Origin of the sequence: Caballeronia sp. LZ033 (genome assembly GCF_031451265.1) — a bacterium.
GTDB lineage: Bacteria > Pseudomonadota > Gammaproteobacteria > Burkholderiales > Burkholderiaceae > Caballeronia.
The window spans coordinates 383,741-407,557 of record NZ_JARUXQ010000003.1 but is presented as its reverse complement, the minus strand read 5'-3'; the positions used below and the strand labels follow the sequence as shown (position 1 = coordinate 407,557).

At 64.3% G+C, this 23,817-nt stretch carries 25 protein-coding genes; 20 read left to right on the top strand and 5 right to left on the bottom strand.

All coding sequences use genetic code 11. From position 1 onward, the window contains the following. The first annotated feature begins 159 nt into the window (after window positions 1–159). From QCE62_RS23085 to QCE62_RS23070, 4 genes are all read left to right on the top strand, one after another. Window positions 160–531 (top strand): helix-turn-helix domain-containing protein, encoded by a 372-nt coding sequence (locus tag QCE62_RS23085; protein WP_309923559.1) that lies wholly within the window; start codon window positions 160–162, stop codon window positions 529–531. Continuing rightward, window positions 528–1,829: a type II toxin-antitoxin system HipA family toxin gene (locus QCE62_RS23080; protein WP_409017901.1), complete on the top strand. Its 1,302-nt coding sequence runs from the start codon at window positions 528–530 to the stop codon at window positions 1,827–1,829. Before QCE62_RS23085 ends, QCE62_RS23080 begins: the two co-directional genes overlap by 4 nt. 97 nt (window positions 1,830–1,926) lie before the next feature. Beyond that, entirely contained in the window at window positions 1,927–2,148 is a 222-nt protein-coding gene (locus QCE62_RS23075; protein ID WP_309923555.1) for a hypothetical protein, read from the top strand. Between the two features lie 114 nt (window positions 2,149–2,262). Next, on the top strand, window positions 2,263–2,571 hold the full coding sequence (locus tag QCE62_RS23070; protein ID WP_309923554.1) for a hypothetical protein: 309 nt from the start codon (window positions 2,263–2,265) through the stop codon (window positions 2,569–2,571). 801 nt (window positions 2,572–3,372) lie between these two features. Here the strand turns inward: QCE62_RS23070 and QCE62_RS23065 are convergent. After that, window positions 3,373–4,308 carry an aldose 1-epimerase gene (locus QCE62_RS23065; RefSeq protein ID WP_309923551.1) on the bottom strand — a complete coding sequence of 312 codons (936 nt, stop codon included), beginning with the start codon at window positions 4,306–4,308 and terminating at the stop codon, window positions 3,373–3,375. Then, the gene (locus QCE62_RS23060) at window positions 4,305–5,105 is read right to left on the bottom strand and encodes a phytanoyl-CoA dioxygenase family protein (protein WP_309923549.1); all 801 of its coding nucleotides are present in this window, start codon (window positions 5,103–5,105) and stop codon (window positions 4,305–4,307) included. Before QCE62_RS23060 ends, QCE62_RS23065 begins: the two co-directional genes overlap by 4 nt. A gap of 213 nt (window positions 5,106–5,318) precedes the next feature. Between QCE62_RS23060 and QCE62_RS23055 the strand changes: the two genes are divergently transcribed. The 5 genes from QCE62_RS23055 to QCE62_RS23035 all read left to right on the top strand — a co-directional run bounded on the left by QCE62_RS23055 (window position 5,319) and on the right by QCE62_RS23035 (window position 11,117). Then, the gene (locus tag QCE62_RS23055; protein ID WP_309923548.1) at window positions 5,319–6,407 is read left to right on the top strand and encodes a LacI family DNA-binding transcriptional regulator; all 1,089 of its coding nucleotides are present in this window, start codon (window positions 5,319–5,321) and stop codon (window positions 6,405–6,407) included. A gap of 116 nt (window positions 6,408–6,523) precedes the next feature. Continuing rightward, window positions 6,524–7,531, top strand: coding sequence for an ABC transporter substrate-binding protein (locus QCE62_RS23050; protein WP_309923546.1), 1,008 nt, complete (start codon window positions 6,524–6,526; stop codon window positions 7,529–7,531). A 70-nt stretch (window positions 7,532–7,601) separates the two neighbouring features. Beyond that, a complete protein-coding gene (locus QCE62_RS23045) occupies window positions 7,602–9,167 on the top strand; it encodes a sugar ABC transporter ATP-binding protein (protein WP_309923544.1) in 1,566 nt (521 codons plus the stop codon). Beyond that, window positions 9,167–10,150, top strand: a complete 984-nt coding sequence (locus QCE62_RS23040; RefSeq protein WP_409017920.1) for an ABC transporter permease — start codon at window positions 9,167–9,169, stop codon at window positions 10,148–10,150. Before QCE62_RS23045 ends, QCE62_RS23040 begins: the two co-directional genes overlap by 1 nt. Before the next feature lie 7 nt (window positions 10,151–10,157). After that, complete coding sequence (locus tag QCE62_RS23035; RefSeq protein WP_309923540.1) at window positions 10,158–11,117, top strand: ABC transporter permease; 960 nt, start codon at window positions 10,158–10,160, stop codon at window positions 11,115–11,117. Between the two features lie 12 nt (window positions 11,118–11,129). Here QCE62_RS23035 and QCE62_RS23030 read toward each other — a convergent pair whose 3' ends face one another. Then, window positions 11,130–12,377, bottom strand: a complete 1,248-nt coding sequence (locus QCE62_RS23030; RefSeq protein WP_309923538.1) for a YadA-like family protein — start codon at window positions 12,375–12,377, stop codon at window positions 11,130–11,132. A 343-nt stretch (window positions 12,378–12,720) separates the two neighbouring features. Here QCE62_RS23030 and QCE62_RS23025 point away from each other — a divergent pair, with 343 nt between their 5' ends. After that, a complete protein-coding gene (locus tag QCE62_RS23025; RefSeq protein WP_309923536.1) occupies window positions 12,721–13,641 on the top strand; it encodes a DUF1521 domain-containing protein in 921 nt (306 codons plus the stop codon). A gap of 274 nt (window positions 13,642–13,915) precedes the next feature. Here the strand turns inward: QCE62_RS23025 and QCE62_RS23020 are convergent, their stop codons facing one another. Together QCE62_RS23020 and QCE62_RS23015 are read right to left on the bottom strand one after the other, a co-directional pair. Then, complete coding sequence (locus QCE62_RS23020; RefSeq protein ID WP_309923534.1) at window positions 13,916–15,061, bottom strand: hypothetical protein; 1,146 nt, start codon at window positions 15,059–15,061, stop codon at window positions 13,916–13,918. 168 nt (window positions 15,062–15,229) lie between these two features. Continuing rightward, window positions 15,230–15,556 carry a ribbon-helix-helix domain-containing protein gene (locus QCE62_RS23015; protein ID WP_309923532.1) on the bottom strand — a complete coding sequence of 109 codons (327 nt, stop codon included), beginning with the start codon at window positions 15,554–15,556 and terminating at the stop codon, window positions 15,230–15,232. Between the two features lie 379 nt (window positions 15,557–15,935). On the opposite strand from QCE62_RS23015, the gene sctC reads away from it, so the two are divergent. The 10 genes from sctC (at window position 15,936) to sctS (ending at window position 23,815) form a co-directional block, all read left to right on the top strand. Then, complete coding sequence (gene sctC, locus QCE62_RS23010; RefSeq protein ID WP_409017900.1) at window positions 15,936–17,741, top strand: type III secretion system outer membrane ring subunit SctC; 1,806 nt, start codon at window positions 15,936–15,938, stop codon at window positions 17,739–17,741. Beyond that, window positions 17,738–18,835, top strand: a complete 1,098-nt coding sequence (locus QCE62_RS23005; protein WP_309923528.1) for an FHA domain-containing protein — start codon at window positions 17,738–17,740, stop codon at window positions 18,833–18,835. The genes sctC and QCE62_RS23005 overlap by 4 nt, the downstream gene beginning before the upstream one ends. Window positions 18,836–18,967: 132 nt before the next feature. Next, window positions 18,968–19,339, top strand: coding sequence for a hypothetical protein (locus tag QCE62_RS23000; protein ID WP_309923525.1), 372 nt, complete (start codon window positions 18,968–18,970; stop codon window positions 19,337–19,339). A 105-nt stretch (window positions 19,340–19,444) separates the two neighbouring features. Then, on the top strand, window positions 19,445–19,771 hold the full coding sequence (locus QCE62_RS22995; RefSeq protein ID WP_309923523.1) for a hypothetical protein: 327 nt from the start codon (window positions 19,445–19,447) through the stop codon (window positions 19,769–19,771). Further along, window positions 19,768–20,622, top strand: a complete 855-nt coding sequence (gene sctJ, locus QCE62_RS22990) for a type III secretion system inner membrane ring lipoprotein SctJ (RefSeq protein WP_309923521.1) — start codon at window positions 19,768–19,770, stop codon at window positions 20,620–20,622. Before QCE62_RS22995 ends, sctJ begins: the two co-directional genes overlap by 4 nt. Continuing rightward, on the top strand, window positions 20,619–21,200 hold the full coding sequence (locus tag QCE62_RS22985; RefSeq protein ID WP_309923519.1) for a hypothetical protein: 582 nt from the start codon (window positions 20,619–20,621) through the stop codon (window positions 21,198–21,200). The genes sctJ and QCE62_RS22985 overlap by 4 nt, the downstream gene beginning before the upstream one ends. After that, complete coding sequence (locus tag QCE62_RS22980; protein ID WP_309923517.1) at window positions 21,194–21,907, top strand: FliH/SctL family protein; 714 nt, start codon at window positions 21,194–21,196, stop codon at window positions 21,905–21,907. The genes QCE62_RS22985 and QCE62_RS22980 overlap by 7 nt, the downstream gene beginning before the upstream one ends. Continuing rightward, complete coding sequence (locus tag QCE62_RS22975; protein WP_309923515.1) at window positions 21,904–22,887, top strand: FliM/FliN family flagellar motor switch protein; 984 nt, start codon at window positions 21,904–21,906, stop codon at window positions 22,885–22,887. The genes QCE62_RS22980 and QCE62_RS22975 overlap by 4 nt, the downstream gene beginning before the upstream one ends. After that, on the top strand, window positions 22,884–23,543 hold the full coding sequence (locus QCE62_RS22970; RefSeq protein ID WP_309923513.1) for an EscR/YscR/HrcR family type III secretion system export apparatus protein: 660 nt from the start codon (window positions 22,884–22,886) through the stop codon (window positions 23,541–23,543). The genes QCE62_RS22975 and QCE62_RS22970 overlap by 4 nt, the downstream gene beginning before the upstream one ends. Then, complete coding sequence (gene sctS / locus QCE62_RS22965) at window positions 23,540–23,815, top strand: type III secretion system export apparatus subunit SctS (RefSeq protein WP_309815595.1); 276 nt, start codon at window positions 23,540–23,542, stop codon at window positions 23,813–23,815. The genes QCE62_RS22970 and sctS overlap by 4 nt, the downstream gene beginning before the upstream one ends. Window positions 23,816–23,817 lie beyond the last annotated feature (2 nt).

Below are 23,817 nucleotides of genomic sequence, written 5' to 3'. Positions count from 1 at the left end.
TCAAAATTTATTCAATGCTATTTAAGCGCTCATATGCGAGCGTCAAAGCCGATTTATCGCTCATGCATGAGCGTTTGATCCGAATTTATTGACTTCCAGAAGCTTCCCTGTCGATAATGCTTAAAAAGATTCCACCTTCATCTAACCGCTCACTGGTGCATGCCTAAGCACGATAATCGCTCACATGTGAGCGGTTCAGCCAAAAATGGGTTGCCCCCTCCGCCCGTTGCCCGTGCTTTGAGAAAGCTGGGCGCCGATCTCGCGCTGGCGCGCCGGCGCCGACGTCTTACGCAAGCGTCGATGGCCGAACGCATACAGACATCGGTCGCCACCTTGCGACGCCTGGAGCATGGCGACGCGCGCATTCCTATCGGACTGATCGCGCGAGCATTCATGATTCTGGGCGAACTGGACAAGATAGATGGCCTGCTGGACACGGCCTCCGACGAGATAGGCCTCACGCTGATGAACCAGGAGTTACCGCAGCGCATTCGAAAGAAGCGCATCACCCCTGAATCGGGGGCGCTATGAGAGGTGCTGCCGTGCGCCAGAGTGTGCGCGTCGTGGTGGGAGACAGTGCCATTCCGGTGGGTGCGCTGACCTTCAATAAGGACGGCGCCCGTCAAAGCACGACCTTTGCCTATGATCACGCCTGGTTCTCGGCTGACAACCGTTTTGAGATCTCGCCCGATTTGCCGCTGGTCGAGGGCCATCAATTTCGCAGGGCGCCGAGCCGTGAAGATTCGATCTTCCATTTCGCGTTCGCCGATACTGAGCCGGATGGCTGGGGGTGCCGGGTCATTGCACGGGATCATGCGAAGCAGCGGCGCGCCGCGCGGTTGAACGGAGAACCGCCGTCCAGCGCGGCGCTCACCGAGCTGGATTACTTGCTCGGCGTTGACGACCAGAGCCGCGTTGGTGCGCTCAGGCTGACGGACGCGAATGGCCGTTTCCTGCGGCCCCATGCGCCGCGCGGCCGGGGCACGCCGCCTTTGATCGAACTGGCTCAACTCATCGGCGCCTCCCGTGCGGTCGAGCTGAATCAGGAAACCGAGGCGGACCTGCAATACCTTCGGGGCCGGGGCACGTCGCTCGGTGGCATGCGTCCCAAGTGCACGTTGCTCGACCAGGACGGCCATCTTGCCATCGGCAAGTTTCCCAGCGTTCAGGACGAGCGCTGTGTCACGCGTGGCGAAGTGCTCGCCTTGAGACTGGCCGACGCGGCGGGCATCAGGGCGGCCCACGCGCGCATTGTCGTGTCGGAAGACGTCCCGGTGGCCCTTGTGCGGCGTTTCGACCGCGCGGCGTCGGGCGGACGCATTCCTTATTTGTCGGCGGCGTCGATGCTCCAGGCGTCGCGCACCGACGATCATGCCTACACCGAGATTGCGGACGTGATCGTCGCACGGTGCGTCGATCCGCGACGCGACCTGGAAGAACTGTGGCGGCGGCTCGTCTTCAAACTGCTCATCACCAACGTCGACGATCACCTTCAGAACCATGGCTTCCTGCATGTCGAGCACGGCCAATGGCAACTCGCGCCGGCCTTCGACCTGAACCCTTTTCCGGACAAGGATCCCGAGCTGAAGCTATGGATCAATGAAACGGACGGCCCGGTCGATTCCATCGACGCCGTCATGCGGGAAGCTCTTTATTTCAGACTGTCCGACAGCAGCGCAAAGCGCATTCTTCGACAAGTCACCAGCGCGCTTGCCGATTGGCGGCGCGTGGCGCAATCGGCGGAAATCGGCATGCGCGCCGCCGATCTGGAGGCCTTCGCGCCCGCCTTCGAGAACGCTCAGATGCAACGCGCGATGGCATGGGTTTGACTCTTGCGGAGGGTTTGCGATGGTTTGCGATGGGTTCGCGAAGGCTTTGAGACGCCTCTGCAACCTCGCCCTGCCCAAACGGAAACTGGAGATTGTGATGCGCTTCGACTACAAGACTTTCCACATTGACTGCACGGCCCGTCACGACGAGGACGGCGGCTTTTACGCTCACGCACGGATCACCCGTGCTCATGGCGAACCGGCGGCGCAACTGGAGATCTTCGACTCAGGCGATCTGGACACATTTGCGAACGAATCGGATGCGCTGCACTGCGCTCGGGCTTGGGCGATTGAATGGTGTGACGAGGCGCTGGCCTGACGCGTTGGGTCTTTCCTGTTTGCGAGGCACGAGCCTTGCGCGATGTAAGGCGCATAGCTGCGGCGTCGAGCCTGACGGCCTATGCGCAATCATCCATAAATGGGAGGACACATCATGAAGAGCGCGAAGAAGGGCTTGCTGGTTTCCACGATGTTGCTGGCTTTGTCGGGCGCGGCATTCGCGCAGGGCGCGGGCGGCGGAGCCGGAGGCGGCGCTGGGGGCGGCACGGCGGGCGGTAACGGCGCTGGCCAGGGCGGCACGGGCATGAGCACGCCGAACAGCGAGGGGGTGACGGGCACGACGTCTGGCGCATCGGGTGCGAACACGATGGGTTCGCAACATGGCTCGAGCAAGATGCAGAAGAACAAGAAGAGCGGCATGGATTCGGGCACGTCGAGCGGCGGCGCAGCGAAATCCAATTAAAAAAAGCAGCGCGATACTGCCGAAACGGCCCGGCAGTATCGCCAAGCCCCAAACGCATCCAACCCTCGCGGTTTCCCTTGCATCCCATTCGGCGGCGCGTAGCGCTGAGCCGGCGCTTTCAATGGCTGCACCGGTTTGCTAGACGGCAGTTTGTCTCAGTGGGTCCACGATCCAAGCGGGGGGCCTTGAGGGCACTCGCTACTGCCGGGCCAGGTAGACCGGGCGTCACCGCCGCATCCCTCACGAAGCACTGCATAGACTCTTCGACGGTTTCCTTTGCATGCGGCAGCGCGTAGCGCTGGGCCGGCGCTTTCAATGGCTGCACCAGTTTGCTAGATGGCAGTTTGTCTCAGTGGGTCCGCGATCCAAGCCGGGGGGCCTTGAGGGCACTCGCTACTGCCGGCCCAGGGAGACCGGGCGTCACCGCCGCATCCCTCACCAAGCACTGCATGACCCTTCGACGGTTTCCCTTGCATGCCCTGCGGCAGCGCGTAGCGCTGAGCCGGCGCTATCAATGGCTGCACCAGTTTGCTAAACGGCAGTTTGTCTCAGTGGGTCTGCGATCCAAGCCGGGTGGGGATTATGAGGGCACTCGCTATTGCCGGGCCAGAAACGTGGTTCTGTGCTGCGCCGTGGGGTGACGCTGGGCGGTAGGAAAGCTGCTTTCTTTGGTGACTTTCTTTGCAGCACGCAAAGAAAGTTACCCCCGCCCCGGGGAGGGGCAGTGCCAATAGACCGACGCGAAACCGGGAAGTTTATGAAAGCACAGGCGAGGGTCAAGAGCCCACCCGGGGAAGGGACTCAATCAAACCGAGTCATCCACCTGAACGAAGCGCAGGCAGACTCCCCGGGCATCAACACCGCCCCACCCTTCAACGCGTGCTCGACAGAAAAGAGATTGACCCAATCGGCCACATTGCTCACGGGCTCGACGCAAAGCAAATCCGGATACGCGGCAGGCGCATACACGACCATATGCGCGAAGCGAGGATCGGCAGAAAGCGTGACAGACCGACGCTCATCGGGCCACTCCACAATCGCAGTGCGCGACCAGCAAGCATAGTTATTGTCGAGATCGAAGGCATCGGCGGACATGCCTTCTTGCGACGCCATTGCGTCCACGCTGGGATGCGCGCCGGCATGCGTGGGCAGCAGATCAGAAGTGCTGTGCCACATCGCCCTGACGCGCGCATGAATGCGCGTATTAACGCTTCTTGGATAGTACGGATGATGCCCCATGCCAAACGGCATAGGCCGATCGGCCAGATTGCGCATGGACAGCGTTACGCTCAGGCTATCGGCGTCGAGTGTGAAGTCCTGCGCTGCTTCATAGGCAAATGGCCAGTGGTGCGCTGCTTCCGGAGAAGGCTCATGCCGCAAGGCCAGCCGCGCCCGCCTATCCGAAAAATCGTCCACCCGCCAAGGCAAGCGCCAGGCATTACCGTGCAATGCGTGCGGAAACGCGTTCCCATCGCCGGACAGATCCACAACCGCACCTTGAAAAACGAACCGCGCATCGCGAATCCGATTGCAGTACGGCAGAAGCGGAAAACTCGCCATGCCCAGCGGATCGCGCGCAGCCAGCGCCTCCGACGTAGCAGGACGCAGCCAATGAACCGTCCGACCATCGCGGAATTCGTCGAAAGCGGCAATTGCGCCGCCAATGTCCGGCGCCAACAGCACGCGCCGCCCCTCGTGGCGCAACTCGACGAGACGTGCGGAAGCAGGCGTGCTCAATATGCGAACTGCCGGTAGTTTTCATCGAAGGTCCGCGCAGTCTCATCCACTTGCGGATTGAAACGCAGCAGACGCCGTGCGCGCGCGGGCAACGCGGCAAACACGTCGCGCGGCACGTCGATATGCACTTCAGGCCGGAAATACCACGCCCGGCTGTAGCCAATCACGACCATCGGGCGCGGCTCACCGGTCAGGTTCGGCGTACCGCGATGCAAGCCGCGCACGTCGCGAATCATCACGTCGCCGACTTGCATCGGCACGCGCTCCGCCGGGAACCGCCCCGCTTCCAGACCGGCGAGCGCCTCGTCGCGAGACAGCCGATGCGTGCCGCGCGTGGTTTCCAGCGGACCGTTGCTGTCGTCGACATCGACGAGCGGGAAGTTCACCGCGAGCTGGAAGGAAGGCGTCTCGGGCGCGTCGTCGAAGAGCGGCGGCGTGTCGCGATGCCACTCCTGATGCACCGAGCCAAGCACCGGCGTGTCCGTGGCGAGCTGGCACATCACCGGATCCGGCCCGGCGACTCTTTCGACGATGCCCACGATGTCTTCGTCGCAAAAGATGGCCGGGTCCGCGAAGCCGCCTTCGAACGGCAGCGTCACGTAATAGCGGCCCGGTCCGCGATTGCCGCTGGTCGAGGCCTCGAGCGCCTGCTCCACATGCGGTTGCAGCAGCGGCGCGAAGGCGTCGCGCCAAGCCTCGATCGTCGCGCGCGAGAAGTGATTGCGCAGCACGACGAAACCGTCCCGCTCGAACGATGCGGCGAGTGTGTCTCGCGTGCCTTCGTCGTACTTGCCCATGCGCCGTCTCCTTGAGCGTTGGTCAAAGCAGAATCGCACGCGCGTAATCGATTCGTCAATATTATTAGTAATAACCGGTGAAAACCCTGAGCCACTATGTCCAAGAAATACGTGCTTTCCGCAGTATTCATCACTAATATTAGTGACAAGTTTCGCCCTGCCTGGCCTGTCGAACAACAGAAAAGGATCCAGCCGCCCGACGCGGCCTGCACGATGAAAAAGACGACGCAACGCCGCCCGACGATGACCGACATCGCGAAACTCACCGGAGTCTCGCAGTCCACGGTTTCGCTCGTGCTGAACAACGCGAGCGGCGCGAAGTTCTCGGACGCGACGCGCGACAAGGTGTTGCGCGCGGCCCAGGATCTCGGCTATCGCATGACGCAGCGCGAGCCGGCCGAGCCGCTCGGCAACGCAAGCGAACGCAACCTGATCGTCTATCTCGCCGATGAAATCTCGACGAGTCCGCATCCGGTCGTGAGCATCGACGGCGCGCGCGACGCAGCCTTCGCCCATGGCCGCATGCTCGCGGTCTATTCGACACACGGCAATGCAGAAATTGAAGCGCGCGTGCTCGATGCAACGCTGGGCAATCCGGACGTGCTCGGCGTCATCTACGCCACCGTCTATACGCGCCGCGTGACGCTGCCGGCCGCGCTCGCCCGCGTGCCCACGGTGCTGCTCAACTGCTATGCGAACGAGACGAACGTGTCCTCGGTGGTGCCCGCCGAAGTCGCGGGCGGCCACAGCGCCACCGATCACCTGTTGAGCGCGGGCCACCGGCGCATCGGCTATATCAACGGCGAGCCCTGGCAGGACGCCGCGCGCGACCGGTTGAAGGGCTATCGCACGGCGCTTGCCACGGCGGACCTGCCGTTCGCGCCGGAACTCGTGCGCGAAGGCGACTGGAGCCCGCACACCGGCTTCGAACAGACGCTTGCGCTGATGCGTGAGCCGAACCCGCCCACCGCCATCTTCTGCGCGAACGACCTGATGGCGCTCGGCGCCATCGAGGCGCTCAAGCAACTCGGCCTGCGCGTGCCCGACGACGTCTCCGTCCTCGGCTACGACGATCAGGAAATCGCGCGGCATACGCATCCGCCGTTGTCGACGGTGGTGCTGCCCAACTATGAACTGGGCCGCTGGGCGGTGGACACGCTGTTGCAGGAGGAAGAGAACCGCACCGCGGGCGCGCCGGTGCGGCGCCGTACCGTGAAGATCGACGGACCGCTGATCGAGCGCGGCTCGGTCAGGGTCATCAGCGAAACAAAGCAGCTCGCCATTAATAATATTAGCGATTGACGGTTAATAAACCGCCACCGCGCAGCAGGAACGCAGAACACTCTCGCAGCACGCAGACCGGGCAACACAAGCATCGGCATCACTAGAAAAAGGCAAACCATCCTATGGAGGAAGACATGCTGTCGCTAGAGAAGAAATCACGCTTGGGCCTGCGCCCGCTCGCTGCCGTACTCGCCACCCTGACGTTCGCCGCCGGTATCGGCGCGGCGCATGCCGCCGACGACGGCCTGCCGAAAATCCCGAACAAGAAACCGTTGAAGGTGGGTTTCGCGCAGACGGAGAGCAACAACCCGTGGCGCCTGGCCGAAACCAAGAGCTTCAAGGACATCGCGGCGAAGTGCGGCTGGCAGATGGTCATGACCGATGCCAACAGTTCGGCGGCGAAGCAGGTGTCGGACATCCAGAGCATGATCGCGCAGCACGTGGATCTGCTGGTGTTTCCGCCGCGTGAAGAGAAGCCGCTCGTGCCGGTGGTCATGCAGGCCAAGAAGGCGGGCATTCCGGTGATCCTTGTGGATCGCAACATCGACCAGTCGATGGCGAAGGCGGGCAAGGACTACATCACCTTCATCGGCTCCGACTTCATCGATCAGGGTCACCGCGCCGCCGACTGGCTCGTGAAGGCCACCAACGGCAAGGCGACCATCATCGAACTGGAAGGCTCGACGGGCGCATCCGCCGCGAACGACCGCAAGAAGGGTTTCGACGATGTCATCGCGAAGAACCCGGGCATGAAGATCGTGGCATCGCAGAGCGGCGACTTCGCACGCGACAAGGGCCGTCAGGTCATGGAGACGCTGCTCCAGGCACATCCGGACGTGACCGCCGTCTACGCGCACAACGACGAAATGGCGCTCGGCGCCATCGCCGCGATCAAGGCGGCCGGCAAGCAGCCTGGCAAGGACATCCAGATCGTGACCATCGACGGCACCAAGGGCGGTCTCGAAGCCATCAAGGCCGGCGAACTCGGCGCGAGCGTGCAGTCGAGTCCGTTCTTCGGCCCGCTGGCCTGCGACGTCGCGCAGAAGTATGCGAAGGGCGAATCGATTCCGCCGTGGGTGAAGGTGTCCGACCGCTTCTACGACAAGAGCAACGTCGACGCGAGCATGCAGTACGGGTACTGAAGCGAAGTGTGTGTGTCTTGCGGGCGCCTGAAAGCGGGCGCTCGCTTTTTCATTTCGACGGACTCACGGCATGGCTCAGACTCCCCTTCTCGACATGCAGGACATCGACATCGCCTTCGGCGGCGTCGCCGCGCTTAAGCACGCGCGCCTCACCGTCGCCGCGGGCGAAGTGCATGCGCTGATCGGCCAGAACGGCGCGGGCAAATCGACCCTCATCAAGATCCTGACCGGCGCCTATCGCAAGAGCGCGGGCACGGTGCGCTTCGACGGCCGCGAAGTCGATTTCCGCACGCCGAAGGAAGCGCGCGAGGCAGGCATCAGCACGATCTATCAGGAGATCAACCTGGTGCCGTTCCGCTCCGTTGCCGAGAACATCTTTCTCGGCCGCGAACCGCGCCGCTTTGGCCTGATCGACTGGAAGAGCGTGCAGCGGCGTGCGTCGGAACTGCTCGAATCGTTCGGCTTGCATATCGACGTCAAGAAGCCCGTGCTCGACTACTCCACCGCGATCCAGCAGATGGTGGCGCTGGCGCGCGCGGTGTCGTCGGACGCGAAGATGGTCATCATGGACGAATCCACGTCCTCGCTCGACGAGCGTGAAGTCGAATTGCTGTTCAGCGTGGTGCGCCGTTTGCGCGACGACGGCCGCGCAGTGATCTTCGTCTCGCACCGGCTCGATGAACTGTACGCGCTATGCGACCGCGTCACGGTGATGCGCGATGGCCAGACCGTCGCCGAAAGCACGATGCAGGAGATGGACAAGCTCAAGCTCGTCACGACGATGCTCGGCCGCACGCTCGCCGCCGTCGTGCACGAAGACAGCGCGGTGAAGGAAGCGAATCTCGCGAAGCGCGGCCCGGTGGCGCTCGCCGCGCAAGGCCTGGCGGCAGGCGCGAAAGTGACCGACGTATCGCTCGACGTCCACGCGGGCGAAGCAGTGGGCCTCGCGGGTCTGCTCGGCTCGGGCCGCACCGAGACCATGCGCCTGCTGTTCGGCGCGGACCGCCCCGCGAAGGGCACGCTGGCCGTGAACGGCGAGAGCGCTGCGTTCAAGTCGCCGAAGGATGCGATCGCGCGCGGCGTCGCTTATCTGACGGAAGACCGCAAGGCCGAAGGCATCGTGCCGGAGCTCTCCGTGCGCGACAACCTCACGCTCGTCTGCCTGCCCGCGTTGACGAAACGCGGCGTCGTCGATGTCGCAAGGCAGCGCGAGATCGTCGATGGCTTCATCGAGTCGCTCGGCATCAAGCTGCGTTCACCCGACCAGCCCATCCGCGAATTGTCCGGCGGCAACCAGCAAAAGGTGTTGCTGGCGCGCTGGCTTGCCACGCAGCCGCGCCTCCTGCTGCTCGACGAACCGACGCGCGGCATCGATGTCGGCGCGAAGGCGGATGTCGCGAAGATCGTGCGCGAGCTGCGCGATTCGGGGCTCGCCGTGCTGCTGTCGGCATCCGAACTCGAAGAGCTGACCGCGGTCGCCGACCGCGCCGTGGTGATCCGCGACGGCGAGACCGTCGCGCAACTGGACGGCGCGCAGATGAACGAGGCCGCGATCATGGACGCCATCGCCTACGGCGCGGGCGAACAATCGACGCTGGCCGAAGCCGTGGAAACGACTGCGCGAGGAAGCGAATGATGATCGACAAGACCCAACCGGCCGGCGCCCTCGCGTCCGCCGCGCCGGCGAAGAAACGACGTGGCATCGCGATCCAGCGCGAGATTGCCGTGCTGCTCGCGATGATCGTCTTCAACCTGATCTTCACGCAGCATTTCGTGTCGCTGCAGACCTTCAACGTGAATCTCACGCAGGTGGTGACGATCGTGATCGTCGGCATCGGCATGACGCTGGTCGTGGCGACGGGCGGCATCGACCTCTCCGTGGGCGCCTCGATGGCGATTGCCGGCGCGCTCGCGCCGATGCTCTTCACGAACATCGCAGGCCCGCTCGGCATCGTGCTCGCGTTCACGCTGCCGGTGCTCGCCGCCGCCGTGTGCGGCGTCTTCAACGGCCTTCTCGTCACGCGCTTGAACGTGCAGCCCATCGTCGCGACGCTCGTGCTGTTCATCGCGGGACGCGGCATTGCGCAAGTAGTCACCGACGGCAGCCTGCAAGCCTTCAACAATCCCGCGTTCCAGTGGATCGCGCTCGGCAAGGTCGCGGGCGTGCCGTTCCAGATCCTGCTGATGCTCGTGCTCGTCGCTGTGTTCACGTGGATCGTGCGCAAGACCCTGTTCGGCAAGTACCTGCTCGTGACGGGCGGCAACGAAGCCGCCGCCTATCTCTCGGGCATTCCGACCACCCGCGTGAAGATGCTCGCCTATACCGCGTGCGCGGCGCTTGCGGGGCTCGCCGGGCTGATTTCGATCTCGGTGAATTCGTCGTCGGATGCGAACGTCGTGGGCCTGGGCGTGGAACTCGATGCCATTGCGGCCGTCGCCGTGGGCGGCACCGCGCTCACGGGCGGCAAGGCCTATATCACCGGCACGCTGATCGGCGCGCTGATCATCCAGCTGCTGCGCTACACGCTGCTCGCGCACGGCATTCCGGACGCCGCCGCGCTCGTGCTGAAGGCCGCGATCATCATCGCCGCCGTGTACGTGCAACGCAAGCGAGGCTGAGCCGCTCATGAAAAAGAACTTGCCCATCCTGATCGCGCTCGCCGCGCTGCTCGTGCTCGGCGTCACGCGCTACGAGCATTTCGCCGACGCCTACAACATCACGTCGTTCTGGCGCTACAACTCGATGTTCCTGCTGATCTCCATCGGCATGGCCTTCGTCATCATCACGGGCGGCATCGATCTCTCGGTCGGCGCAGTGGCCGCGCTGGCGAGCGTCGTGGCGGCGCTGGCCAGCGGACATGGCGTCGTGGCCGGCGTGCTTGCCGGTTCGCTCGCGGGCCTCGCGGTCGGCGTGCTGAACGGACTCGTCATCACGCACATGCGCATCCTGCCGTTCATCGTCACGCTGGCGACTAGCCTCGGTGCGCACGGACTCGCGCTGCTGCTCGGTCATAACGACGCGGTCGCCATTTCGTCCGATACCAATTTCGCCGCCTTCGGCCAGGGAGATTTTCTCGGGCTGCCGATTCCAGGCATCGTCTGCGCGGTGGTCGCGGTGATCGGCTGGCTGGCGCTGCGCAGTTCGCGCTTTGGACGGCATGCGCTGGCTATCGGCGGAAGCGAGGAAGCGTCGCGTCTGATGGGGCTGAACGTGGATCGCACGCTTGTCTTCGTGTATGCCGTCAGCGGTCTGCTCGCGGGCATCGCGGGCGCGATCCTCGCCGCGCAATTCGGTGCGGGCCAGCCGAACGAAGGCGTCGGCTGGGAACTGTTCGCCATCTCTGCCGTGGTGCTCGGCGGCACCCGGCTGACCGGCGGCGAGGGTTCCATCGCGATGACCATCGCCGGCGTGGCGCTGCTCGGGCTCGTGTTCAACCTGCTCAACTTCGAGAACGGGCTGGGCTATATTTCGTTGTCCGCGTACTGGCAGTCGGTGATTCGCGGCATGTTCCTGTTGCTCGTCATCGTGTTGCAGGCGCGGGTGCTGAAGCGCGGCGTCGCGACGGAGACGCCCGTCGCGCGATGAATCCAGTGGCGCTCACGCTCGCAGGACGATGCCGATGCCCACGCGCACAATCGTGCTGTTGCCGCCGGCCGTGGACACGCCCAGGTTGTAGTTGACCGTCCCCTTCTGGTTCCAGCGCGACAAGCCGATGCCAAGCGCCGACTGCCCGCGATAACTCGCCAGACCCGCGTTGACCGTGGTGCGTCCCGGCAGATACGGCGTCACGATATTGAGCGCCGCCGCCGACGCGATGCCGCGCCGCGCAACCCGGTCCACATCGTCGATGCGGCTGTTCACGCCGCCTATCGCATTGTTCATTTGCCCGAGATTGACGGCGTCCGTGGCTGCTGTTCCCGGCGCGACGTTGGTGATCTGCCGCTCGTGTCTCGCGCTGCCGACCGACACCGTGTTCTCGCGGTCCGCAAGCGAGTCCGCGCCCAGCGCCACTGAATTGGCCGCGCTTGCCACGGCGCCGTTGCCGACCGCGCTCGAACGCGCGCCGCTTGCCAGTGAGTCGTTACCGATGGCGAGACTATTCGCGGCTGTGGCCTGGGCCGCCTGTGAAACCAGCGCGTGCGCCGTGATGCCGTTAAGGGAGGCGGCCTGCCCATGCCCATCCGTTCCCGAAGCGTCCGCCGGCGCCGCCGTGTCCGTGGCGGCGACCGGCGCAGCGGCGAGCACGCTCTCGTCATTTTCCTGGATCTCCGCAAGCGAGACCGCGCGAAACACTTTCTCGATGGCCATCGGCCGCGCTGCTTCGGTCCGAGGCTGCGGGCGGATGGCGCTGGCCGGATGCGCCGGAGCACGCTTGCTGCTTCGCTGTCCCGGCTCTGTCGCATAGGATCGCACCGCGCCCGGAAGCGGCTTGAGTCTCTGCTTGCGCCACGCGGCGCGCTTGCCCGGCGTGGACCGCTTTGAAGGCTTCGCGGCTTTGACAGTCGTCGCTTTCGCCGCAACGGAAGGAGTTGCATCGCTCGCAAAGCGCATGCTGACGCGTCCCTTGCGGCGCGATCGAGCGGGCTCGACTTGTTGCGCGGGTACCGTCTTCACGGTCTCGGGCGCATGTACGCTTTGTACACTCGCGCTCGAGAACGCGTCCGTCACATCGCCCTGCGCGACGGCTAGCGAACTCGCACCCGCGAGGCCGATCAGCGTCAATGCCCTGACCGTGCCCGTCAGCGCATGGCGCATCGTTGCCGCGCCCGAACCTTCCATGCGAGCCAGCTTGTTGTCATCCGCCTGCACCGGGCACGGCTCCCTTACTTCGACGCTGATTGTCACTTTCCATTCCTCACTGGATAACTTCTCGATCGCGAGGAGCGCACTGTGCGCCGCTCGCCTGATATCAGTGATTTCAGAGGATAGTCACGCCGGCTTTGCAAAGGTGGTATCCGGTCATGACCAAAATCCGGAGCGAGATTCAATGCGCATTGTTATGCCGATGTTATTGCGATAACTATGTAGCACCCGCGTCGGGTTATCGAAACATAAACTTTGTTCGCAGCTTTGAACACGACGCGACTCCGTGTCGCGCTTGTTCGACTGCATGGAAAGATCACCATAACCTTCGCTCAATCAGGACGTTCTTATGACTTTCTCACTTTCGGCAAATTCGGCAGTCAACATGCAAACTTCGTTTCCGCCGCTGCCGCCGCGGATTCCAGGCCGGTTCGGCGGCGGCTTCTGCAACGGGCCTGCCACGCCGCCCGCGTGCCAGCCCGCGCCGATGCCGATGCCGATGCCAGCACCCGTGCCCCCCTTCTGCGGCGGCGGCGGCTATCAGACGTCGAGCTATAACAATTTCTCGCAACAGACCTATAGCGATCCATCCAGTTACTATCAATCGATGGCTTCGCAGAATTACTATTCGCTGAATTCTCCGATGGGCAGCATGTCTTCGTACCAGTCGTTCAATTCGATGTTCTCGAGCCAGGCTCCGCAAGGATCGTACGGAGGCGGCAATTTCAGCTATTCCGACTTTCAGCGCAGCACGTCCATGAACAGCTATCAATGCCCGCCGACGCCGCCGATGCCGCCCGCACCGCCGGCGCAATGCGGCTGGTCCGATACGGGCGTGAGCGACAACAAGGGGTCGATCGATCTCGGACAGTTCAAGATCGACCTGGACAAGTCGAATTCGTCGATGTTGCTCACCGACAAGGCCAACAACATCGCCACGAGGCTGTGGGGAGATCCGCACATTGATTTCAATTCGGGTTCGGACAGCCAGACGAGCGGCATGTTCAATGGTTCCATGACCTTCGATCTGCCGGATAACACCACGATCGGCGTGCACACGCAGCCGAGCGACGGCGGCGTTTCGTATGCCGACGGCCTGACCATCACGCGAGGCAATCAGGCGTACAGCGTCACGGGCTTGAGCGAAAAGAACCCCGCTGGCCTCAGCGTGCAAAAGAGCAACGGTTTCGCTGAGCTGCAGAACCTGCCGCAGGACGGCCCGCGCCTGATGGCAACCGGCTCGGGTACGGGCTGGGTCAACGAACAGAGCCATCAGATGGCCAGGGCGTCCGACTTCAGCGCCTGAGTGTCCATTCGATCCTTCTGAACTGACCCGCACGGAGACGACGGCGCCCGACGCCGTCGTCTCCTTTTTCATCATTCATAGCCCGACGGCCGCTTCGTGCGGCCCGACGGCGCGCGGCCCAATCCCCACCATGCATCAGCCAGCACTTCCTGTGCGATTCCGCCGCGCAGTCTGCCACTCAGCTTGCGAGCCTGAAAATGAAAAGCGCACTGCAAGAGACTTGCAGTGCGCTTCGACGCCGGATCGTGTCGCGGCGTCTCAACAATCGGCGAGATCAGTCGCCGCCGCCTCCGTCGCCGCCGCCTGCATCAGCACCGCCATCAACGGCACCGCCGCCTGCATCACCGCCACCGCCGGCATCACCCCCGCCGATCCCGGTTCCTTCGCCCGGGTCCTGGGAATCAGAGGGAGTGTTGACCTGCGGATTGTCCTCCGTCTGGCCACGTTCCGGCGTGCCGCTCGGGGATTGCTGACCGGCCGGGTTCGCGTGCGTGCCACCCGTCGAGCCACTGCCTCCGCCCCCTCCACCGCCCATCTTCGGCATCATGCCTCCCAAAGCATTTCCGATTGCGCCCAGGCCACCGCCTCCACCACCTGTACCGCCGCCTGCACCTCCGCCTCCGGCGGCCTTCGGCGCCGCGCCGCCCGTACCGCCACCACCTCCGCCAGCGGCAGCCTTAGGCATTGCACCGCCCGGGTTGCCGACACCAGTCCTGGCTGCCGTGCCCGCATTACCTCCGTTCATCAGCGAGTCGATAACCTTTTTCACCTGCGAGCCAATTGCGTCTGCAAGGCCAGCTGGGCCGTTCGCTGCCTGCTTGCCGCCTTGACCCGTTGCAACCGGAGCGGCTTGCGGCGCCGGCTGTGGCGCAGGCTGCGGTGCGGCCTTCATGGTGGGTTGCGGTGCGGGATTGCCAGTCATCGCAGCCTGCCGTGCCGTCATCGGACCAGCCGACCCGCCCGCGCCGTCCATCCCTTGAGGAGCCGGTCCCATTGTCGGCTGTCCCGGAGGCAAAGCACCGCCCTCGCCTGCCGAAGGACCATCGACTGGCATTGGCGCAGGCATCGGAGTTCCACCTCCACCCCCGCCGCCCATTCCTTGAGAAGCCTGTCCCGTCGTCGGCGGCATCTGCTGCGTCGCTCCGCCACCGCCCTGCAGCACGTCCTGGACCGCTTCCTTCACGGCCTGACTGATACTGTCCTCCACTTCCGGCGGAAGGCTGCCTGACCCCGCGCCGGCACTGCCACCCGCCGCGAGCTGCGTTGGAATCGAAGAAGGCCCGCCTTGCCCACCGAGGTAGCCGTCCACCGAATCCTTCACGGTTTGCTGGATTTGCTGCATCACATCCGGATCGATGCGGGATCGCGCGCCCGAAAGACCGGCCATACCGCCGCCGTCGTCCGCGACCAGAGGCATCATGCCCATTCCCGGCGAACTTACGTTTCTCACTGACATAAAGAAAGCTCCTATTGAGTTAATGACACATGCCTACTCGTGCGCTGCCTTGGAACACCGCACTTCGGCTTTCCCATTCCGATATCCCTGTCGTTCATCTCTCCTTTTGCGCAGCATCGGCCGCGCACAACTTCACAAGCCCGTGCCGGCTCCCAGAATCTTTAGAAAATCATCGGGCTCACCCGGTGAAGACGGCTGGATTCTCTTGATCATCTCGACCACGCACACCACCCTCAGATAGCCCGTGAAGTTCTTTACTTCGTGAACGCTCAGGTCCATCTCCAGCGCCCACTTCGACACCAGTTTTCCCACCGTGACCGACTCGCGTTCCGCAAGCGTCTCGATGATTCGCCAGTAGACTTCTTCAAGCCGGACGCAGGTCGCAAAGCCATTGATTCTCATCGAGCGCTGTCGCGGCACGATCCAGGTCGAACTGATTTCGCAAGCTTGCCTTTTCACGATTCCAGAGCCCGATGACGTTCACATAACTTGCCAGGCTCCGGCATAACAATTGAAACACCGGGAAAACACCTACCTGAAATATCCTGATTCTTATTCCATTGATTTTTCATGCGGATACACCGTCTAATAAGCTTTGCCTCCGGCGCATACTCTTGTACGCACCCGCACGATCATTCTGAATCTTCTGGACTGCCACATGTAATACGCCAATACGACCATTGAAAATTAGAGGCGCGATACAGTTCGATCACTAAGACGCGGCGCATGCAGGACGCAGGGATCGCAGGTATTCGAATCAGATCTTCACGAAATAAAGTGAGTTAAGGTTCGAGCCATAAGAGACCTAAGCATTCGACGCATAAAAATCTTAAAGATCATGAACTGGCGCAGAATGCAAAAACATCCTTTGATTGGCAGAAACAGAACGCGCCGTGCCGCGCACAGTGCGGCATGGCTGCTTCTGGCGTGGCAATGCCATTTGGCCCATTCGGCGGAGCCGGCATGGCAGGGCGCTTCGATGCATTACGTCGCCCGAAACTCACGTCTTTCGGACGTGCTGAAAGATGTGGCTTCCGCGAGTGGCTTGCGTATCGATATCGCGCGCGGCGTCAACGGCAGCGTCAATGGCGAATTCAATCAGCCGCCGGCCGCCGTGTTTCGCGCGCTCACCGAAGCCTGGGGATTGATCTGGTATTTCGACGGCCAGACCATTCACGTCTCCACCGCGGACGATGTCCGCAGCCGCACCGTGCCGTTCGGGCCGTTGAGCCGCGATGAAGTCGCCGCCCGTCTGCGCAGTCTTGAGCTGGATGATCCGCATTTGCCGCTGCGCTATTCGAAGGACAGCGTGAAAGTAGTCGGACCTTCGCGATTCGTGGAGGCAGTGTCCGACGCCATCGCCCAGGCGCGCGAGCAGACCACGCCGCAACAGGTCTATGAAAAGACCCAGATCCGTGTATTCCCGCTGCGCTATGCACAGGCACAGGACATCACGTATCAATCCGGCAGTCAGAAGCAGACCATCCCGGGCGTGGCCACCCTGCTGCGCCGCTTGATGGAGAACGCGGGTTCGTTGCCCGTGGCGGCCCAGCGCAATCCAGCGCGAAGCAAAGGCGGCTCGCGCGGCGTCCCGCCGCTGCCGAGCCTGCCGGGTCTCAATGAAACATCACAGAGCGCATCCACCAGCGACGGCCCGGATGAGTTGCCGCAGACAGCGGTCAGCCCGGCGCAGCGCAACATCGTCGCGGATGCGCGCACGAATGCTGTCGTGGTGTATGACATCCCCGAAATGATGCCGGCCTATCAACGTGCCATCGCCTTGCTCGACCGGCCGCAGGATCTCGTGGAAATCTCCGCCGTAGTGATGGATGTCTCGAGCGACGCCGCGCGCGAACTCGGCGTGCGCTGGGGCGCGGGCGGCGGCACGGGCGGACGGGCCGCGCCCTGGTTCGGCACTGAAGCGGTCGGACCGCGAACCGTGCAGCCCGGCGTCACCGCCACCGTCGACGGCGGCCTGACGCTCACCACGCTGCTCGGCAACTCGGCGCATTACCTCTATCAGCAGATCCACGCCCTCGAACAGCACGGGCAGGCGCGCATCCTCTCGCGTCCGCGCGTGCTGACGTTGAACAACATCGAAGCCACCTTATCGTCGCGCAATTCGATGTATGTGCGCGTCGCGGGTAATCAGGATGCCAATCTTTTCAACGTCGATACCGGACTGGTGCTCAAGGTGACACCGACCGTCGAACAAAGCGGCGCCGAAAACGGCCGCATCCTGCTGAGCGTCCAGATCGAAGACGGCACCTTCGACAACGACGAAGCCGTCGACGGCATTCCGCGCGTCCGCAGCAACTCCATCATCACGCAGGCCGTGGTGCCGGATGGTGAAAGCCTTTTGATAGGCGGATACGAGTACGAGCACAGCCAGTCCGGCGGCTCGAAGGTGCCCTTGCTCGGCGACATTCCGTTCATCGGCCAGCTGTTCAGCAATGAAACGACGTCGAGCGGCCGTACCGAGCGCCTCATCCTCATCACGCCGCAGTTGAAGCGCGTGACGGACCGGCCTGTCGCGGCGGACGCCCCGATGGCCTCTGCAACGCCAGCCGCGATGCCCCTGCTTCCCGCAGCCACAACCATCACCGGCGCGGACCGCGCTGTCACCGCCAAGGACGCACGATGAACGGCTTGCCACGCATCTTCGTTACGAGCGGACTGCACGCGGGCGCGAGCCTTCCGCTCAAGGTGGATCAGGACCTCGAGATCGGCAAGGACAACGACGCCGATCTGATTCTCGCCGACGACGGCATCGCCCCGCGCCATGCGCGCGCGCAACTGCACGGACCGCAACTCGTGCTGTCCGCGCTGGCCGACGGCGTCACGGTATTCGCCCGCCCGCTCAAGTCGGGGTCGCGCACGCTGCTGGATCACGGCGCCACGTTTTGCCTGGGCGGTACCTCGTTGCTGTTCAGTCGCGGCGAGTATCCGGACGAGCAGAGTACGAAACAGGCCGAAGCCGACTGGCTGCTGAGGCATGCACCGCTTGCGTGGCTGCGCATGCGTTGCGCGCGCATTCCGCGCCTCGTGTGGTTCGGGTTGGCGGCGACTCCGCTCGCGCTCGCTGCCTGGCTCAGCCTGAATCCTTTCGCAAGCAACGCCGTGCCTCCGCGGGCGCCGCTGCTCGAGCGGCCCGCATTCAGTCAGGTGCGTGTGGAAACCGACAAGACCTCGGGCATGCGCATCTATGAAGGCTACGTCCAGACGCCTGCGGATCTCGCGGCGCTGTCGCTGGCCGCACGCGCCGCCGACCAGTCAGTGAGCGTGCGTGTGTTCGTGATGCAGAACATCGCGGAGCAGCTGAGCGATCTGCTCGACCAGTACTACCGCGGCGCGCAAGCGCGGGTGGAGAAGCCCGGCGCGTTCATCGTGACCTTGCCGGGAGCGGGCGCGCACCTCAAGGCCGATTCCTGGGACTACGCGCTGGTCGCCCGTACGGCGCAGTCGCAGATCGAAGGCCTGCGGGCGCTGACCTTCGCCGGTCACGAAAACGCGAGCGGTCCCGTGCGCATTCCGCTCGAAAGCTTTGGCCTCAATCTCGTCACGTCGCCCCATTCGGCGTGGCTCGCGGATGCCGGTGGTACGCGCTACTTCGCCGGCGGTCGCATCGCGATGGGCAGGATCGAACGCATCCGTGAATGCGGGGCGAGCGTCGTGCGCGAGGACGGCAGCGTCTACGACCTGACCGCGCAGCGCACCGCCTCCGGAAAGCCTTGTTGACGGTGCGCGGCAACCCTTGCGGCACTTGACCCTCCGAGCATTACGGCTTCGCGCGTCGGCGTGCCGTGCGAGGCGTCGGGAGCGAGTTTGCTTCCGTCGAGCACGCCAGTTCTTTCGAAAGGAATTTTATAAATGTCCGATTTTTCAGATTTCGCATATGTCCCGCAGTACTCGGGCTATTACCCCCGTAGCGGTCCCAGCATGATTGCCGCCGACGGCACGCTTTCCCTGGGAGACCTGGCGGCCGCCATTACGAAGGCGCTTCGAAAGAAGACCCAGGAGATCAACGCGATCAACGAGCAACAGACGCAGCAGGATGGAGCCGGTGCGGGCACGGATCAAACGGGTGGTGGGGGCGGCGCCCAAGGCGGCGGCGTAGGCAGCGCCACCATGCTGCAGATGCAAAAGGCCGTCAGCGAATACACGACCATGCTCCAGCAAGGCACATCGATGATGTCCGGCGTGGGCGACACGCACAAGGCGGTGGCGCAGAACACGAAGTAAGACCCCACGCCGGCATCGCCACGAAGCTCCCCCGCGCCGCGGCTCGCAGCCACCGCCGCGCGGGGGCCACCAGCAGCGCACCCTCAATCTACTCACGATACGTCCATGCTCTCAACCAATGCCGACATGACGCTGTATCAGCCCGACCCGCCGGTCGTCCCGCCGCCGCCCACTCCGGAACCGGCCCGCGCCGGCATCGTCGGCGACAGCGACGGGCTGACCCGCATCGCGGAGCGAGCCCAGCAACTCGTGCAAAACGACTCGGCGGCCATCATCGGCCTGTTGGATCCCGCACGCCGGAAGGCCCCTACCACCAGCGAAATGCTGATGCTGCAATCCGCCGTCACCAACTACTCGGTCACGCTGAACACGCTCTCCCATATGGCACAGAGCGCCGGCAGCGCGATCCAATCCCTCACGCAAAGAACATGATTCGCCGCGCCATCATTCTCTTGCCGCTCGTGCTGCTCGTCGCGTGCAAGACCTCGCTGTTCGAAGGTCTTGACGAAGACCAGGCGAACCGGATCGTCGCGGTGCTGAGCCGTCACGGCATCGACAGTTCGAAGCTGCGCAACAACGACAAGACCTGGAGCATCTCGGTCGAGGAAGACGAAGTCGTCTACGCGACCGAGCTCGTCGGCGCCTACGCGTTACCGCGCGGAACTCACGCGAATCTCGGTGAACTCTTCAGCCGTCAGGGGCTGATCTCCAGCCCCGAAGAAGACCAGGTTCGCTACGTGTACGGCCTCACGCAGGAACTCGCCGAGACGCTGGAGAAGATGGACGGCGTCTTGGTGGCCCGCGTGCATGTCGTCGATCCGCCGCGCGATGCGCTGCTCGGACCCGCGCCGCTGCCGAGCGCCTCGGTGATGCTGCGTTATCGCAGCGACGCCAATCTTGAAGCCATGCGCAACAAGATCCGCGCGCTGGTCGCGGGCGCGGTGACCGGACTCACGCCGGATCGCGTCTACGTGACGATGGTGCCGGTCATGCCGGTCGCCACGCCCGCGGAAATCTGCGCGCAGACCGGCACGTGCACAGCCGGGCGCGCTACGCACGGTTCCACCACGCGGGTGCTCATCACGCTGAGCGTCATGGCCCTGGTGCTGATCGTCGCGGCGTGGATCTGGGACAAGGGCATCCGCGCATTTCCGAGGCTGCGCGTTCCGGGCATCACGTTCTTCCGGCGTCGCGGCCGCCACAGCGAGCGCGCGAAGAAGGAACCCACCTCGGCCGCCAACGACGCCAATTCGGCTTCCTCCACGACACGAGACCGTCGATGACCTCCCGCCCCCTCCTCGATATCTCCGGCTGGGCGCATCACAGCTGGCTGCCGCAGCAACGGCCCGCGCGCGGTGAACGGGCGCGGGCCCGCGCCACCGCGCATCTGTTCACCCGCTTCCCGATGCTGGCCCGCGCCGGCGTCACGCAACTGCCGTGGTTCGTCGGGCCGCTCGACCGCACCTCCTGCGCACGCCTCATGCGTCTGTGCGCGGCGCTCGCGTGCGCACGTTCGCTGCGCCTCGTGGTGAGCGCGGAAGCGCACGCGCGCTTCCAGATCGCGACGGGCCTGCCGCCGCTTGCGCTGCTGCAATGTCATCCACGCGGCGAGCATCGCGACTTGCCGCTCGATGCCCCGGTCGACTGGTTTGCGCGGCGCAGTCTGAGCATCGCTGGTCTGGCCCTCGCGCTGCGCGCGACGCACGGCGATGCGCAGCGGGCCTGGACGCGCTTGCGCATGCCGCTTGCGCACGCCGAGGCGGCCGCGCAATGGCGCCTCCCGCGCGTGTCGCAGCAAGCCGCGCTCGAACTGATGGGCGATGCGCTCCAGGTGCTGAAGGCGGGGAGGCAGCCATGCTGATCTGGCGTAGCGCCGGCTGGCGCGTCGAGTCCGACGGCTACGTATCCGGCGATGACCTCGTGCGCTTGCAGGAACTCGGTGCGCTGCGCCGGGAGATTCACCAGTACGTGCTGCAGGAAACCAGGCGTCTCGCCGAACGCGCCCGCCGTACCCGCCGCCGTGCCTTCGTTCGCGGCCTGCGCGCCGGTCAGGCCGCGGCGCTGCGCGGCCTCGTCGTGCCGGCCGCCGCAACCGCGTATGCGCTCGGACGCCTGCAAGACCGGTTGTTGCAGCTCGTGATGCAGGCTGTCACCGATCTCGTCGGCGAACTGCCCTCGGGCGCGACGCTGCCTAACCAGTTGCGCAGCAGCCTGCTGGCTGCGCCCGAACAGCGCCTGCTGTCGGTGCGCGTGGCCGTCTGCGATTTTGCCGAAGCAAGGCATGCCGTCGATCTGCTGGAAAAGGAACTCGGGCTGGCCTTCGTGAACGTGCTCGCCGATGCCGACCTGCCGCCGCGTTCGTGCGTGGTGGAAACCGAGGGCGGCGTCGTCGACGGCGGATTGCACCGGCAGCTCGAAGCGCTAGAACGCGGCATGCGCCAGGCGATCGGCGCGGTGCTGGACGAATACACCCGGCTCGACGAACGCATCGTGGCCCAGTTCGACGACATCGGCGACGACCTGCGCAAGACGCTCGACGCCTTGTCGCACGGAGGACCGTCGACATGAATCCGTTCAAGGGTCTCGAAAAACTCAGCCGTGATCACGCGGAACGTCACAACGTCGCCGCATTGCTGTTCGGGGCGCCGCTGCCGGTCAGCGTCGGGCATCGACGCTTCACCATCGCGTTCGAGCCGCGCCGCTCGCGCTATCCGGTGCGCCTGCATGGCCACGCCTCCGGGCAACTGCTGCAACTGGATCTCGATGCCCAGGCGCTGCTGCCCGAACTCGCGCGCCGCAGTCTGGAGGCGAGCGGCGCGCATGCCTGCAAGCTGATCCTGGACGCCTGCGAGGACTGGTTCTGCGCGCTCGAAGGCCTGTTCGGCTTCGCGCTCGAAGTGACCCGCGTCTCCTTCGATGCACTGCCCGATCCCGGCGCCTATGGCCTGGCCGTGACGCACGTGCAGAGCGGGCGCATGGCGAGCGTCTCGTTCCAGTGCGAGGAGATCGACCGCTGGCTGCGGCGCCGCTCCCATCCGCCGGCCGATCTGCGCGCGCTGGCGCGGCGCATCGTCGTGCCGCTGCCGGTGTGCCTCGCGGGTCCGACGCTCTCGGTGGCGCGCATGCGCCGCATCCGCACCGGCGACGCCCTCGTGATCGACAAGACCTTTTATTACCTCCGCGTGCCGCTACGCAGCGGCACGCAACGCATCGGCCTTAAAACTGTTGGAGATCAAATCGTGCTGGACCGCCCGCTTGAAAACGATCGCGAACCCGTGACAGAGCTCACGAGCGAGTTCATCCCGATCGACGCCCTCACCTTCACCTTCGACGCGATGATCGGCTCGTTGCGCATCTCGCTCGAGGAACTGAGCCGCTTGCGCAGCGGCTCGCTCGTGTCGCTGCAGATTTCCGTGCGCGAACGCGCCGTGACGCTGCTGTGCCAGGGTCTGCCGTTCGCACATGCCGAACTGGTGGATATCGACGACGTCCTCGCCGTGCGCATCACGAGCATGCTCCAGACCTCGAACGGTGACGCGACATCATGATCGACGGCCAGACGGGACAGTTGCAGCTGATCGGCATCTTCTTCCTGATGAGCGTGGCGCCGCTCGTCGTGGTGATGACGACGTCGTTCACCAAGTTCAGCATCGTCCTGACGCTGCTGCGCTCGGCGCTCGGCGTGCAGCAGGCGCCGGGCAACCTCGCCATCTCCGGGCTCGCGCTGGCCGCCACGCTGACCGTGATGGCGCCGACCATGCATCAGATCGGCGCGGCGCTCGGCGTGAACGACCGCGGTTCGAGTTCGCAGGCGCAGGGGCTGCCGCCGCTGCCGCAATTCGTCGATGCGGTGCGCGGTCCGCTCGGCGACTTCATGCTGGCGCATTCGCGGCCGGACGAGCGCGCGTTCCTGGTCAATGCGGCGAAGCGCATCGACCCGTCGCGCGATGCCAACGAGACCGACTTCTCGCTGCTCGTCCCCGCGTTCCTGATCAGCGAGATCTCCAGCGGCTTCGAAGCGGGCTTCCTGCTGTATGTCGCGTTCCTGGTGATCGACCTGATCGTGGCGAACGTGCTGACCGCCATGGGGATGATGATGCTCTCGCCAAGCACCGTCTCGATCCCGCTCAAGCTCTTCGTGCTGGTGGCCGCATCCGGCGTGCCGAAGCTCATGCATGCACTCATTCTCAGCTACGCCAAGTGAACCCTCTTCCATCCCTTGCCTCGCTTTCCGGCGACGCCCTGCTGCTCGTGTTCTGGCTCTCCCTGCCGATGCTCGCCGTCGCCACGGCCGTGGGCCTGCTGCTCGGTCTCGTGCAGTCGGTCACGCAGATCCAGGATCAGAGCTTGCCTTACGGCGCGAAGATCATCTGCGTCGGGCTCGTGCTGATCGTCGCGGCGCCGTGGGCGCATCACGAGATCGCGCGGCTGCTCGGACATGTCTTCTCCATGATCGCCGCCGGGCGCACGCGCTGAAC